Consider the following 13829-nt stretch of genomic DNA (forward strand, 5'->3'; position numbering starts at 1 on the left):
ATGACCAATCAAGACGGCTGACGGTACACCCTGATGCCGCCATCCCTGAAGCGATGGTTTATAGCAGGTCAAACGACCAGACCAGTGACGATTGGTTACACAAGGATTTTGTGGAGTTGATGCTGGTGTTTTTTACGCTGGCTAACGGTATCTCCTCTATCGTTATGCAAACAGCCACCTATCACGGCAAAGGCGACGTTCGCATCGAAGAACGACCTGATCCGGAGGTCAAGAACGCGACTGATGCCGTCGTTCGTATCACCCATACCGCTATCTGCGGGTCAGATCTTTGGTACTACCGCGGACAGCGCGACCATCCCGAGAATTCACCTATCGGTCACGAACCGATGGGTATCGTCGAGGACGTTGGCGATGCCGTTCGTCATGTCGAACCCGGGGACCGTGTACTTGCACCATTCACTATCAGTTGTGGTTCCTGTGAGTTCTGTCGGAAGGGACTCACTACCTCTTGTGTGAATGGTTCCTCCTGGGGTGGCGACGAAAGCGGAGCGCAGGGAGAAAAGATCCGTGTGCCTCATGCTGGTGGAACCCTGGTTCGGGTACCTGATCGATACAAGGACAACGAAAAGACACTCGAAGCGCTTCTGCCGCTTACTGACGTCATGTGTACCGGCCATCATGCTGCCGTCAGTGCTGGCGTCGATACCGGTGATACCGCCGTCGTCATCGGGGATGGAGCCGTTGGGTTATGCGGCGTTCTTGCCTCAAAACGCCGTGGAGCTGAACGAATCATCGCGATGGGACACCACGAGGACCGCCTCGAGATCGCCGAATCGTTCGGTGCGACCGAGATAATCTCAGCGCGCGGCGAGCAGGCTATCACGGAGGCTCGTGACCAAACCTACGGTGGTGCGGACCACGTTCTCGAATGCGTCGGCACGGAATCATCGATGGAGACAGCCGCCGCAGTTGCTCGACCGGGCGGGTCAGTCGGCTACGTCGGCGTCCCAATGGGTGTCAAAGATACTGAGTTTCTCCGGACTATGTTCAGCAAGAACATCTCGCTCGCTGGTGGTATCGCTCCAGCTCGGAGTTACATCGATGACCTCATGAACGATATACTACAGGGAACACTTGACCCATCACCGGTGTTCACAAAGACCGTCGAGCTTGATGATATCCCTGAAGGATATCGAGCGATGGATGAACGCAACGCAGTGAAAGTGATGGTGAAAGTCGACAGATCCGGCTAATTCGATCGCGAGCAAGCCTGTAGTCCCCTATACTCCCCTCCTAAACCTCCGACGCAGCACTATAAACGTAAGCTGCGCCTTTTGAACACCATCACTTAAACGATCTCTCCGATTCCCCATCGATGATGTGTTCCTCATTCGAAAGATGAGGCGCTCATCCTCGTTCAGTTGGGAAAACCCGCGAACTGCAGATTCAGAAGCCTTGCTTCTCCTGTCGTCGATCACTACGCTACTGACAGGGCTCCTCTCTTAGAAATCGTCCTCAAAGCGATGCAAGCAGTCCACCAATCCTCGATAGTGAGAGAGTTTTTCATTCCCAAAATAGAACGTGGAAATTGTGCCGCCGGACGATTTACAGGTCATTACTGGTTCACTATCGTCCTCGGAGTCGGGTTGAGTCATCCATTCGCCTCTCCTCAGTGGCTGAGTCGTGATCGACTCCGAGGAGAGTATTCACCGATTCACTATGCGTTCGTCGAAGAGGCTCGGAGAGCGCCTGTTGTGAAATGCTGAGGGGGGGCTACTTCCGCAGAAGTAGCGGATAACCTAGATATCTCAGAATCGCCTGCCTTCGTTACCTCGATCAGTGCTTCTCGCTCGGTTAAGTTCGGTAATAGCGGTATCTGCTTCTGACTTTGACGGTATTCATCTGTCGTTCGTGAGACAAGTAGCTATCCATCGATCCACCCCAAGTGACTCATCGAGAAGAGTGATCAATAGAACCTGTGACCGATAGGAGGCTTCCTATTCGTACGGTCTCATAAGTTTGACAGCAACAGTCACATACTGTACCACGATATTTTTATACAGTGACGAACGTGTAAGGCCGTGGGAGATCTCTACGACCAGACCCAAGACGAAATTGCACCGATCGACCTCAGGTTTTCAGGCGACGAACTCGAGGCGGAACTCGACCGTATCACGTCGTTCATCGACGAACAGGTCGCAAAACAAAACGTCGAAGGGGTCGTCGTCGGACTCTCGGGGGGTATCGACAGTACGGCGGTCGCTCACCTCGCCGTTGAGGCGCTCGGCGTCGAGGCGGTCCATGGTCTCGTTCTCCCCCGTGAAGTGAACCGGGACAAGAATATGAATGATGCTGAGCAGGTCGCCACCGATCTCGGGATCACTTACGATGTCGTCGAGATCGACCCTCTCTTAGAGCAATTCCTCGATCTCGAGATGGGTGAGAACCCAGAGACCACTGAGGAAGAATGGGAACATCGTTTCGTTGGAAACACGAGCGCTCGCATCCGAATGACTATCGCATACCTTCTCGCCAACCGCGAGAACAAACTCGTGCTCGGGACGGGCAACCGGGTCGAACTCGGGCTTGGCTACGTCACCAAATATGGCGACGGCGGTGTTGACTGCAACCCTATCGGTGACCTCTACAAACAGCAGGTCCGCCAGCTCGCTGCCCACTTCGGCGTTGACGAATCACTCGTCCAGAAGACCCCGACCGGTGGAATGGTCGATTACGATACTGATGAGGAGGAGTTCGGTGTAGATTACGATACTCTCGATGCCATTCTTGCACTTGCTTTTGACGACGGCACTCCGGTGTCAGCAGCCGCACGTATTGCTAACACCACTCCCGAAGTCATCGAACAGATAGTGGAAATGAAACGAGGTAGCGAACACAAACGAACAGTACCTCCTACACCAGCCGATACTGAGTGAAAACGCGATAAGACCGGGATTAGCGTTCGATCTGTGATGAGCCATTGCATCGCTCTACGTGCTGTGTTCACAATGACAAGTCCTGTATGAACTCCTGATCGACCTTCTTCGGAGGTATGAACGTGGCTACGACTGGAATGTTATTAGCTGGGCTCACCAGATAGCAGCCGTATCCCTTAGTAGCAGCCATCTTCAAGCGTCGGCACACTGCTCACGGACGACTGAAATTTCGGGAGCGAGCGGAGTAACTGGACTTTGTCGGGGTCATCGTCGACTCGTTACCCGATTGCCGGATAATGGCCAACCCTTGCGAACTAAGACCGTGGTTACTTAACGCATGAATGTTTGCGGAGCATGTGAGTAAAGCACTTCCCGCAAGACGAGCTCGGATGAAATAAATAAGTACAATGAGATATCTATCGAACGCAGCCGAGGAATTCAACCCGATAGTTTTGCTCACGTCTCTCTCGATTCTGGTTTCCATGACCGTGGTCATCGTTGGCTGGCCGGATGCCACCACGGCGACACTGTCGAGCCTCAACGAGACGATCATCACGAACGGCAGTTGGTTCTATCTTTGGCTGGTGTTCCTTTCGTTCGTGTTCCTTCTCTACGTTATACTGGGACCATGGGGGCGTATCACCCTCGGTAGTTCGGACGAGAAGCCCGAATACTCGTATCCGGAATACCTCGCGATGATGTTTACCGCCGGACTATCCTCCGGTGGATTAGAGTACTGGGGGCCCGTCGAACCGCTGGTACAGTATCAGACACCACCGCCGTTTTTCGGGTCCGGTTTGACCGGGTGGGAGCAAATAACCGGGGGGCTTCAGTACGCGATTTTCCACTACGGAACCTCTGCGTGGTCCGTCTATCTCGTGTTCGGTGTTCTGATATCGTATTTCGTTTACCGAAAGGACATGCCGGTGAGACCCGCAGTCATCCTCGCACCGTTTCTGGGTACGGACAACATCGACGGCTGGATGGGGAAAGCGGTCGATACCCTCTCCGTGGTGGTCGCGGTGAGCGGAATCACGGTTTCGTTCGGACTCGGCATCGACCAGTTTCTTTCCGGCCTCTCGTATAACTGGGGCCTTCAAACCGGCGGGCTCGGCGAAACCGTCCTCATACTGCTCGTTACTTCGCTGTTCCTCGTTTCAGTGCTACTGGGGATACAGAAGGGAATTCGACGACTCGCTGACCTCAACGTCGTTCTCCTCGTTTTCCTCACGGTGGCGTTTTTGGTATTCGGCCCGTTGTCGTTTCTCCTCAACGTCGGCACCGGTGCGATTCAGGGGTATATAACCGATTTCGTCGGGATGAGTCTGTTCTTCGATCCCAATGCTGTCGGCTGGCTTAGCTCCTGGACGGTGTTCTTCTGGGCGTGGTGGCTCACGTTTGCACCCATGATCGGGGTGTTCATGGCGCGAATTTCCCGTGGTCGGACACTGAGGCAGGTCGTCGTTGCAGGTATCATGGGATCGTTTGCGCTCACTGTCCCGTGGTATACGGCTACCGGTGGGTCCTCACTCTGGTTGCAAACCACTGGACAGGCCGACTTGCTGGGTATATACTCGGAGTTCGGTTTAGCAGGCGTGAGTTTCGGGGTTTTCGACCAAATACTCCCGTTCGCTGACGTTTTCTCGGTCGTTCTGCTACTCCTCGTGCTGAGCTTTCTGATCACGACGCTTGATTCGGCGACACTCAGTTTCTCCATCATCGCCACCGGCGGGGAGAAATCGCCGACGGCGTTCAATCGGGTCATCTGGGGCGTGATTCTGAGCGCGCTCACGGTCGCGCTCAGCCTCGCTGGCGGGATCTCGATACTTCGCTCGTTCACCGTCGTTGTCGGGCTGCCTGCGGCCGGTTTGTGTACGATTGCGCTGTTCGGTGCGATCGTCCAGCTCGAACGTGATTTCCCGGTTCTGGTCGGCGAACGGAAATACGCAGGAACGACTATTGTCTCGAAGGTGAACAGTGCGTTACCGAATCGGGAGGCGAATACGAAAGAGTCGGATGATTGATACCGTGCCCTAACCGAGGGAATGAGTATGACATTCAAACCGCCGACCGACGCTGAGTTGGCCGAGATCGCTGAGGAGCTGGGAATTTATTATACGGATGCCGATATCGCTGTCTACAAGCGCTTCATCGATAGAATACTGGACGACATTGAGTGGGTTGCTAGAGGGACGACTCCCCAGTTTGCTCCCCATGACATCGACTACTCGGATCGGGAGTTCGGACATAAGCCCACTCCCGAAAACAACCCCTACAACGCATGGATAACGAAGTGTCGGGTGGAGGGTGCGAAAAACGGTCCGCTTGCCGGAAAGACAGTGGGCCTCAAGGACAACATCTCGCTTGCGGGCGTCGAGATGACGTGTGGCTCCCGACTGCTGAACGGCTATCGGCCGGGTATCGATGCAACCGTCGCCACGAGGTTGCTCGAATCCGGTGCGGAGATCACGGGAAAGCTCAACATGGAGAGTTTCTCCTTTTCCACATCGAGCGACAGCTCGGACTACGGGAAGGTAACGAACCCGTGGGATCGAAACTACATTGCCGGTGGGTCATCCAGTGGAAGTGGTGTCGCACCGGCCATCGACGAGGTGGACATCGCGGTCGGAACCGACCAGGGTGGTTCGATCCGCGTTCCAGCGGCCTGTTGTGGTATCGTCGGACTCGATCCCACGACCGGTCTCGTCCCGTACACGGGGATCTTTCCCCTCGATAATACCATGGATCACGTCGGCCCGATGGCGAAGACCGTCAAAGAGACCGCTGTCGCACTCGAAGTCATGGCTGGTAACGATGGACTGGACTCCCGACAGCCACCGTCGCTCGATACGGATACCTATACCGAGGGACTCGTCGAGGACGTGACCGACATCGAGATCGGCGTTCTCGCCGAGGGGTTCGAACACGACGAAAGCGAGCAGGTGGTCAGTGATGCAGTTCGGGACGCGATCGCCACCTTCGAAGATCTAGGGTCCACGATCCGATCGGTTTCCGTTCCCCTCCATGACAAGGCATCCAAATTCGCGTTCGTCATCTGGGGCTATGGAGGGTTGCAGATCTACAAACAGTCGGGCCAAGGGTCATTGTACAAAGACTGGTACAACACCGAGCTCATGGAGACGTTCAAGCGATCCAAAAATACTAGCATGAACGAACTCTCGGACACCGAGAAAGCGATACTATTGGCTATGGGATACTTCGACCACGGATATCCGGACCCGATATATGGGAACTCCCAAAACCTCAGTTTGGAACTCCAGCGGAAATACGACGAAGTATTCGAAGACGTGGACGTTATTGCCCTTCCGACGATCCCGATGAAACCGTTCGAAATGGACGGGGCGAACGACCGCGTCGACCGGCTTTTGCGTGAATCCCACCTCACCAAGAACACGTCCCCATTCAGTACGACGAATCATCCGTCGATCTCCATTCCGGTTGGAACGGTCGATGGCCTACCTGTCGGTCTCCAGCTGGTCGCGGACCATTTCGAGGAAAAGAAGCTGATCCGTGTCTCCTATACGCTTGAGCAGAACATCGATTGGAAGGACCGAACGTATAGCACCTGAAGGGTTTTAGCGCGACGTCCCGGCTCGATAACTCGTTTATACGTCGTGGATCAGGTCGCGCTCGCGTGGTTACCGATGGGATGGGTAGTTGACTCCGTAGCGATCAGCACGTCATTGGTCGGGTCGTGAACCCCCCCACCGTCTCACGTCCCAACCCTGAACAGGTTCCAAGCGAGAGAGCGTTGTTCGACTCTCATCCCGAAAAGTATGGGCGATAAGAACTCTCATTTCAGGACGGCTCTCTCCGCACCGAAAGCTCGTTCAGCGACGTACATCACCGATTAGCTTGCCAGAACAAGCACCATCACTAATACGATGTGGACTTCAGATGTAGTAGGAAGAAAGGGGTCGGTTTCCAACATGCTCCAAAGGGAGGGGTTTGCGCCAGTATCGAGCGCTGAACACCCGAGCGACGGGAGAGCAGCGAACCGGATCAGTAACCATCATGACCATGTTAGATTTCCTCGACACACCAAGCCGTACCACAAAACCACGCGATGCCGGAATCACCCACGCACTCGACGCCGGGAAGGGCCCACAGGAGGTACGTGACCAGCTCGACGTCTGTGGGGAGTTCGTCGATATCGTGAAACTCGGCTGGGGGACCGGCTACGTCTCGAATCGGCTCGAAGAGAAACTGGCGCTGTACCGACGCCGCGACATCACGCCGTGTTTCGGCGGCACCCTGTTCGAGGTGGCGGTCATGCAGGACCGCTTCGAGCCGTTCCGCGAGAAATTGCTGGACCTCGACATCGACCTCGTCGAGGTGTCGACCGGGGTCATCTCACTCGATCACGACGAGAAATGTGAGTACATCGAGCGTCTCGCCGAGGATTTCACCGTGCTCTCGGAGGTCGGTCGCAAGGATGGCGACGACAATCTCGACCTCGATGCGTGGGGCGACCGTGCGGTCCGCGAGCGCGAGGCGGGCGCGTGGAAGATCGTCGCCGAGGGCCGTGCGAGCGGATCGACCGGCGTCTACGGGACCGACGGAGACGTGCGCGACGACGTGGTCGAACGACTCACCGGCGACCTCGATCCCGAAGAGATCGTCTTCGAGACGCCACAGCGGAGCCAGCAGGTCTGGTTCATCGAACAGCTCGGCCCGTCGGCGAACCTCGGGAACATCGAACTCGACGACGCAATCGGACTAGAGACGCTCCGGCAGGGACTCAGAGGTGACACGGCGGAGCTGTTCCACGGTACGGAGGGCAGTCCCACGGAGGACGGACGCTGTCTCGACGATATCGCCGACGGATCCGGGTGTACGGAAATCTGGGAGCACCTCTCCGAACAGCGCCAGTCATCCGACGAACAGCGCGTTGAAAGTGAATAACTCGACACACAATGACTGCCAACACCACAACTGCGACCGAAACCGAAGCGGCACTGAACATCGACGGCGAACACATCTTCCATCTGGCGATCCCTACCGATGATATCGACGCCGCCGAGGCGTTTTACATCGACGGAATGGGCGCTAAAAAGGCCAGGCGGAAGGACGACCGTCTCACGATGGACTTCTACGGCGACCAGATAGTCTGTCACAAGGCCTCGCCCGAAGACATCGACGAGGACGTGACGATGTATCCGCGTCACTTCGGGATGACGTTCACCGACGAAGCCGACTTCGAGGCACTCGTCGAGCGCGCCGAGACCCACGATCTCCCCTTCTTTGAGGAACCGATGCGTCGGTTCGAAGGTGAGCACGACGAACACCGAACGTTCTTCCTCCGAGACCCCTCGAATAACCTCCTCGAATTCAAGTGGTACGAGAACAACGAGAACATGTATTGATGGAAGTCACCGTTCGTTCACCACCCGAAGCCGACGAGATCGTCACTAACGACGATGCCGTCGTGGTGGTCGATGCCCTACGGGCGAGCGCGACGGTCATCGCACTGCTCGAAGCCGGTGCGGAGTCGGTTCGACCGGTTGTTTCCGTTGATGATACGGATATTCCGGACGACGTGCTCACGGCGGGCGAGCACCATGGCGAGCGTCTCCCCGGATTCGACTTCGGCAACTCACCACGCACGGTTCGTAGACATGCCGATCGCGTGGCGGGCAACCGAGTCGTCATCCAGACCACGAATGGCACGAACTGCGTTCGCCGGTTCGACCACGCTGCCGACGTACTGATGGGCTCGGTAGTGAACGCCCGAGCGCTAGCCGACACCATCGGCAGAACCATTCCGGACTCACGCCGGGTGATCGTCGTTCCCGCATGGCGACGGGGCGACTACGCTCCCGAAGACCGATATGCCGCCGAAACACTCGTGCGAGCAATTGAGCGTGCACTCGGACGTAACCTGTCGCCGTACTCCAATCGCTTCAAGAAGACCGACGCTGTAACCGTCTTCCGCGAGTCCGCCACTGGTGAATTTCTTACTGACAAGGGTGCTGAACAAGACGTTCGATTCTGTGCTCGACGAAATGAGTTCGACGCTGTCCCCTTCCTCCGCGAGGAGGGTTTTGTCGATCGAACCCGGTCAAGAGAAGAATAACCACGGGTCTCTATTGGGTGGAGGACCAATCATCGTGCACGCAGTCGGAACTGGTCTTAGCAGCTCGCCTGTCGTCTCGTGTCGCTCGTTGTTTTCGGGATGGGGTTTCCGACTGCTTCGAGCTGTGGTCAGGGAGATGGTCGAACGACCACTCCGCTTCGGTCCGGCGACATCCCACACCATTCACCACCAGATCGAGGATCGAGCAGCCCGTTTGGAAGAGAGTGACGACCAGCAAAGGGCTTCGTGAGGTACTGATCCCTCCGTTCACCTCGTTCATCGACGTGGGAATCGTCCGGTGGTACCCCCCACGGCAGTTTAAGCAGCTCCAGTCTATATTTCGAGGCATGGCTACGACTGGCCCGGAGTCAGTGGTACGGAGGTATTACGAGTTCGTGGACGCGGCTCGCTATGACGACCTCGTGGAGCTATTCGCCGAAGACGTCCGCTACGAACGGCCGGGACAGCCTCCTATCGAAGGACGGGATGCGCTCAGGGAGTTCTATGAATCGGGTCGCCCGCTCGAAGACGGCACCCACGAGATTCACAGCGTGATCGTCGAGGGCCCCACCGCGGCGGTCCGGGGTTCGTTCAGTGGGAATCGACATGGCGAGCAGGTCCGGTTTGGGTTTGCCGACTTCCACGAGTTCGAGGACGAGGTGATCACACGCCGCTACACCTACACCGACCGCGATGAAGTATAACCTCTGGTATGCCACGTTACGAATGTACCGAGTGTGAGTGGACGGGTGAAACGCTGTTCGATGCACTCGATCACGCAGAGGATCACGAGGTTCGCCTTGCTGGGAAGTAGTCGCCATCTTCTCCATCTCCTACCCAACCCCCAACGGATGCTCATCTTCCAGTTTCGTGAGACGCAAAGTGCCAGCTAAACCACGGCAGTGCTGTTGATGATAGGTAGAAACTACGAGAACAGTCAGCGGTACATAGCGACCGATGTGTGCGGCCCTATAGTGTTGTTTCCAGCCCTCATAGTGTAGTGTTCAGAGGAGAACATGGTGTGTGCTGTTGAGATGTTCCGCCCCTGTCGACCCTGCAGTGTGTCTGGCACTTGCAGGCTATCCGCTTTCCCTCTAGAGGTTCCCATTCTCATCCCGATCTCAATCATGGGAGAAGAAAGCGTCGAGAAGAAAGCCGAACAGATCGGTCCACAGAAACAGGACCGCCAACCAGGAACCGAAGAGGAGATGCAACCACCCGCGGATTTCATCCGTAACAGCTACAACGGAAGCGACAAGCTTGCGGGAAAAGTTGCACTAGTGACCGGTGGTGATAGCGGTATCGGGCGTGCCGTCGCCGCCCATTTCGCTAGGGAGGGGGCGGACGTCGCTGTGCTCTATCTCGACGAGCATGACGACGCTCAAACAACCAAGGAGATGGTTGAGGACGAGGGGCAAGAATGCCTCTTGATCGACGGAGATGTGCGTGATAGCGCCTTCTGCGAAGCCGTTGTTGAAAAGGTCCTTGACACACTCGGTGAGATCAACGTTCTAGTCAACAACGCAGCTCAGCAAGTCGTCAAGACCGACCTCACCGAGATCGCCGACGAACAGTGGGAAGAGACCTTCAACATCAACATTCACGGCTACTTCTATCTCACACGAGCCGTCCTTCCTCATCTGAACGAGGGCGATACGGTGATCAACACGACGTCGATCAATGCTTTCGTCGGCAACGACATGCTGATCGACTACTCCTCGACGAAGGGTGCAATCGCCGGGTTCACACGGTCGTTGTCCCAACAAGTAGTAGGGCAGGGAATCCGGGTCAATCAGGTCGCACCGGGTCCGATCTGGACGCCCTTGATCCCAGCCACGATGGGTCAGTACGACCCCGAAGTCGTCGAACAGTTCGGAGAAGACGTTCCCATGGGTCGTGCAGGCCAACCGTCCGAGCTCGGCCCGGCTTACGTATACCTCGCCTCGCAGGATTCGTCGTACATGAGCGGTCAAACGCTCCATCTCAACGGCGGAACTATCCTCAACGGATAGATCTGGAACCGACCCTCTTTCGGGGGATTCGAGAGGACCCGAGTATAACTAGGGAGGGAGAATTTCTCCGCCCATTGTGCAGGAAGCGAATGCTAGTAACGAGATAGAGACGCTACGGTGTGATTCTACAGCCGCCACCGTTTCCCGGAATGGACTGGTATCCCCTCGTCGCGATCGTCCTCCCTATCGCCATCGTTTGGTTCGCTTATCAGGTATATCTCGTCTATCGCTAGATCGGCATGGAGAGTCGTGAACTTGGCACGACTGTTTCTCGACGGATGACTCGGAGCTCTGTCTACTCAGTTTCCATTCCCTTCGGTGATATATTCTGGCGGCACTGTGTCAGTCGTGTAGATACCTCGTCCACGCTTGGCGATTTGATGCCCATCGTTGACCATGCTGCGGCTATCGACCGTCAGGACGATCGGCTCTGCGGCATGGCGTTGCCCGACAGTTCGAGCCTCCGATTCCGTCCCCGAGAGGTGGACTGCCTGTCGGCTCATCGGCTTCAGTCCTTCTTGGAGGATCGCGGTACGGTTGCCGGGGGCGGTTCCGTGATAGAGCCGGGCTGGAACCGACGTGTCTCTGGGTTCGAGATCGACGGCAACCGAATGGCCGTACGTTGCTCGGGCACGTCCTGCATCGCGCTCGTATCGACCTTTCGGGTCGGTTGCGATGACGCCGGCGACCTGCTCTGGGGTACTCCATGAGTATCGATGCAAGACACTCTCGACGAGAGCGTCGTATGCTGTCCACCCTCGCTTGTCGAGTTCCAAGTCGGCATCACTCGGGAAGTGCCGAAGCGCCCCGCTCATGAACTTTGAGAGGCGCATTCGGCGTTCGGAGGAGATGATATGCGCACCTATAGACTCACAGACAGGACACTTCTCCGTGGTGAAAAAGCCGTGCTCATCGCACGAGTGAATCGTGCTCATGAGTGTTCTAGCTGGTCTTCAGGCTCGTATATCATACGAAGTCGTCGTCGACGACCGATAGCGCTCGTACAATCGGCGACCGTCTCTCGGACTCCCTGTCCCGATGCAATACTAGAGCACCAACGTTCCTCGTCCAATCCCGGATCATCTCGTATCGTGCTTCCTAAAGAGAGAGCTGATGCAAGCTAATCACCAGACGACGACTCATCCGGCTCTCGTCTGATTGGCTTGCTGGAAGGTGCTGAAGCGAACGGTCACACGTGTGCCTCCCGCTCTCGATTGAATGCGATCGCGAAGGTGCTCCGAGAGGTTTGGATACGACTCGTTCGACGCGCTGACCGTGACCGTCGCTGATTTCGACGACGACGTCAAACGACTTCCGAGTCCAGCATATTCGGTCTGGACCGACACCGAGTTCACGCCCGAGTAGGCCGGGTCGTCGAGAACTGCATCGACGCTCTGTGTTGCTGTTTGCTGAAAGAGTGCCTGTTGAGAGACTGCAATACCGGCGACAGCAACCGCTCCGACGATGAGAACGACCGTCACGAGAGCCGCGCGGGTTGGAACTCGATCCCCAAACGAGAGCTTGCTCGGGTCTTGGTCCCGGTACAGCACCCACAGGACGAGGTACATGGCGAGGTTGACGACCGCCATCGTGCTCACCAAAAGCAGTCCACTCCCGAGCGCAACGAGATACTCACTCCATGCTAGCGCGATTCCGACAGTCGCTGCAGCAGGGATGAGCGCGGCGGCGATCATCACACCGACGAGCGAGTTCGAGCCCTTCGTCGTGAGCCCGAACGCTGCAGCCGCCCCGGCGGCCGCCCCGACGATGATCGAAAACGGTGTCGGGGCTGCACGAAGGGATACGAGCTGCAGCGACGTGATATCGAGCGAGGTGGGAGCGAGCCCGATCGTTTTGACGACCAGTCCGAACAGAACTGCACCGATCACGCCGGCAACGAGACCGAGTGCCTGAATTCGAACGCTGTCGACCAGCATGGGTCGATCGTCGGCGACAGCACCAACCGTTGCCGTAAGAACTGGCCCGACGAGGGGAGCGATCACCATCGACCCCACCACGATCGCCGGCGAACCGACGAGCAGCCCCGCTGCAGCGATGATTGCACTGAGGAATATCATCATCGCATACGAAAGCGGGTCCTGACTCTGGTCACGTGCTTTCGAACGCAGCTCAGGGAGACGAAGTGGGTCGTAGTCGTTGGCATACCGTTCCTGGAGTTCCTCGATGTGTGGTGTGTTTGCGTTTTCGGCGTTCAGAACGATGATGTAATCGTCGTCGAGTCCCGCCTCACGGATCTCCTCGAGGATGAGTCCGAGACCGTCCGTCGGAATCGGGAATTCGATGACTTTCGAACTTGGAGAGTCCTCGTCACCCGGTGTGACGATGAAATCGATGTCGTTGTCGTCGAGGATCTCGAAGATCTCCTCGAGATGTTCTTCGTCGGCTAATAGACGAATGAGACGCACGATGGTATTGTTGACTCGACGGGCAAAACCGTTCGTTCTGCGAGTGACAGTCCGCTCTGTTCTCTCGAATCGTCACGTTTGAGGGATACAGTAACCCGAGTTTGGCCAAGACCGACAAACGAATACATCGGTTTTAGGGTCGAGATCGGCGCATTGAGGCTACCGACTCGTCGACTTCCTAATTAGTCAATCCCCACTGGATCCGTCCATTTCCTCGATGACGTCGTCGGGGTCCTGGATGTCGGTGGTGGCCTTGCCGGTCTTGATGGCTTCGGCCTCCTGTTCCATCTCCTCGACGTCGAGTTTGGCCTCCTCGTCGATGTTGCCGAGTATCTCGTCGATGTTGTCGAGGCCGATGAGTTCGCGGGTCTCGGCGTCGAAGTCGAGGCTCTGGAGG

The 13829-nt window shown here is 56.6% G+C and carries 11 protein-coding genes and 1 pseudogene; 9 read left to right on the forward strand and 3 right to left on the reverse strand.

What is annotated here, in order from left to right; all coding sequences use genetic code 11:
- Window positions 1–164 precede the first annotated feature (164 nt).
- The 9 genes from C447_RS12510 to C447_RS12550 all read left to right on the forward strand — a co-directional run bounded on the left by C447_RS12510 (window position 165) and on the right by C447_RS12550 (window position 11006).
- Window positions 165–1214: a zinc-dependent alcohol dehydrogenase family protein gene (locus C447_RS12510; protein ID WP_029601857.1), complete on the forward strand. Its 1050-nt coding sequence runs from the start codon at window positions 165–167 to the stop codon at window positions 1212–1214.
- An 828-nt stretch (window positions 1215–2042) separates the two neighbouring features.
- Window positions 2043–2897, forward strand: coding sequence for an NAD+ synthase (locus C447_RS12515; RefSeq protein WP_007694425.1), 855 nt, complete (start codon window positions 2043–2045; stop codon window positions 2895–2897).
- A 407-nt stretch (window positions 2898–3304) separates the two neighbouring features.
- Window positions 3305–4921 carry a BCCT family transporter gene (locus C447_RS12520; RefSeq protein ID WP_007694427.1) on the forward strand — a complete coding sequence of 539 codons (1617 nt, stop codon included), beginning with the start codon at window positions 3305–3307 and terminating at the stop codon, window positions 4919–4921.
- A gap of 27 nt (window positions 4922–4948) precedes the next feature.
- Window positions 4949–6487 (forward strand): amidase, encoded by a 1539-nt coding sequence (locus C447_RS12525; RefSeq protein ID WP_237713392.1) that lies wholly within the window; start codon window positions 4949–4951, stop codon window positions 6485–6487.
- A 445-nt stretch (window positions 6488–6932) separates the two neighbouring features.
- Window positions 6933–7823, forward strand: coding sequence for a phosphosulfolactate synthase (locus C447_RS12530; protein WP_007694430.1), 891 nt, complete (start codon window positions 6933–6935; stop codon window positions 7821–7823).
- An 11-nt stretch (window positions 7824–7834) separates the two neighbouring features.
- Entirely contained in the window at window positions 7835–8284 is a 450-nt protein-coding gene (locus C447_RS12535; protein WP_007694432.1) for a VOC family protein, read from the forward strand.
- Window positions 8284–8994, forward strand: a complete 711-nt coding sequence (locus C447_RS12540) for a 2-phosphosulfolactate phosphatase (RefSeq protein ID WP_007694433.1) — start codon at window positions 8284–8286, stop codon at window positions 8992–8994. Before C447_RS12535 ends, C447_RS12540 begins: the two co-directional genes overlap by 1 nt.
- Window positions 8995–9341: 347 nt before the next feature.
- Window positions 9342–9698: a nuclear transport factor 2 family protein gene (locus tag C447_RS12545; RefSeq protein WP_044956156.1), complete on the forward strand. Its 357-nt coding sequence runs from the start codon at window positions 9342–9344 to the stop codon at window positions 9696–9698.
- Between the two features lie 423 nt (window positions 9699–10121).
- Window positions 10122–11006 carry an SDR family oxidoreductase gene (locus C447_RS12550; protein ID WP_029601933.1) on the forward strand — a complete coding sequence of 295 codons (885 nt, stop codon included), beginning with the start codon at window positions 10122–10124 and terminating at the stop codon, window positions 11004–11006.
- 299 nt (window positions 11007–11305) lie between these two features.
- Here C447_RS12550 and C447_RS17330 read toward each other — a convergent pair whose 3' ends face one another.
- The 3 genes and pseudogenes from C447_RS17330 to C447_RS12565 all read right to left on the reverse strand — a co-directional run.
- Window positions 11306–11941, reverse strand: a complete 636-nt coding sequence (locus tag C447_RS17330; protein ID WP_007694436.1) for an RNA 2'-phosphotransferase — start codon at window positions 11939–11941, stop codon at window positions 11306–11308.
- A 204-nt stretch (window positions 11942–12145) separates the two neighbouring features.
- On the reverse strand, window positions 12146–13012 hold the full coding sequence (locus C447_RS12560; protein WP_239639180.1) for a DUF389 domain-containing protein: 867 nt from the start codon (window positions 13010–13012) through the stop codon (window positions 12146–12148).
- Between the two features lie 606 nt (window positions 13013–13618).
- Window positions 13619–13829, reverse strand: a pseudogene (locus C447_RS12565) (SPFH domain-containing protein); the annotation flags it as partial.

It is taken from the genome of Halococcus hamelinensis 100A6 (genome assembly GCF_000336675.1).
Lineage (GTDB): Archaea > Halobacteriota > Halobacteria > Halobacteriales > Halococcaceae > Halococcus > Halococcus hamelinensis.

Bases quoted from the DNA above. Each gene is read 5' to 3' on its own strand.
- C447_RS12510 (WP_029601857.1), top strand. From the start codon at position 165: ATGCAAACAGCCACCTATCACGGCAAAGGCGACGTTCGCATCGAAGAA.
- C447_RS12520 (WP_007694427.1), top strand. From the start codon at position 3,305: ATGAGATATCTATCGAACGCAGCCGAGGAATTCAACCCGATAGTTTTG.
- C447_RS12525 (WP_237713392.1), top strand. From the start codon at position 4,949: ATGACATTCAAACCGCCGACCGACGCTGAGTTGGCCGAGATCGCTGAG.
- C447_RS12530 (WP_007694430.1), top strand. From the start codon at position 6,933: ATGACCATGTTAGATTTCCTCGACACACCAAGCCGTACCACAAAACCA.
- C447_RS12535 (WP_007694432.1), top strand. From the start codon at position 7,835: ATGACTGCCAACACCACAACTGCGACCGAAACCGAAGCGGCACTGAAC.
- C447_RS12540 (WP_007694433.1), top strand. From the start codon at position 8,284: ATGGAAGTCACCGTTCGTTCACCACCCGAAGCCGACGAGATCGTCACT.
- C447_RS12545 (WP_044956156.1), top strand. From the start codon at position 9,342: ATGGCTACGACTGGCCCGGAGTCAGTGGTACGGAGGTATTACGAGTTC.
- C447_RS12550 (WP_029601933.1), top strand. From the start codon at position 10,122: ATGGGAGAAGAAAGCGTCGAGAAGAAAGCCGAACAGATCGGTCCACAG.
- C447_RS17330 (WP_007694436.1), bottom strand. From the start codon at position 11,941: ATGAGCACGATTCACTCGTGCGATGAGCACGGCTTTTTCACCACGGAG.
- C447_RS12560 (WP_239639180.1), bottom strand. From the start codon at position 13,012: ATGGTGATCGCTCCCCTCGTCGGGCCAGTTCTTACGGCAACGGTTGGT.